The 470-nt window shown below is 64.0% G+C and carries 1 protein-coding gene; it reads right to left on the reverse strand.

Annotation, left to right across the window (positions count from 1 at the left end):
- On the reverse strand, positions 1–470 hold a 470-nt coding region (locus tag ACF8ME_RS10260), incomplete at both ends, for an RHS domain-containing protein (RefSeq protein WP_392416300.1).

The following is a 470-nucleotide window of genomic DNA, read 5'->3' on the forward strand; positions in this document are numbered from 1 at the left end:
CTAAACCGGTTGTAATGCAGCCCCGTCTCCTCATCAAACTGCTGTCCCTGGAAGCGGAAGGGTTGTTCAATGGGCGGCGGTGGAGGTGGTGCAACAGGCTTTGAACCCCACGCACGCGTGCTGATCGGCCGATCATCGGTACCGGTCCTCAACACGCTGCGCATGACCGCCTCGCCCCAGACCTTGTAATCAGCAGCCCAGGCTACCTGGCCTTGTTCGTCGGTCAGCTCCAGCGGCGCACCGATCTGGTCGCATTGGTACCAGTAGGTGCTGTGCTCTTCGCCCGCGCCCTGCACGGTGGCCAGCGGCACAAAGCTCCCCGGCTCGTAGATATAGAGCGCCTGCCTTGCACCGCGTTGGCTGTGCACCATGAGGTCGCCATCCCACAGGTAGTGGGTGCTGCCGAAGGCATCGCTCTTGGAGACGCGCCGGCCCAGGGGGTCGTAGGCGTAGCGGGTGGCCTGGGTGAC

The sequence above is a fragment of the Delftia sp. WSY_7 genome, from assembly GCF_043104845.1.
Classification (GTDB): domain Bacteria; phylum Pseudomonadota; class Gammaproteobacteria; order Burkholderiales; family Burkholderiaceae_C; genus Comamonas; species Comamonas tsuruhatensis.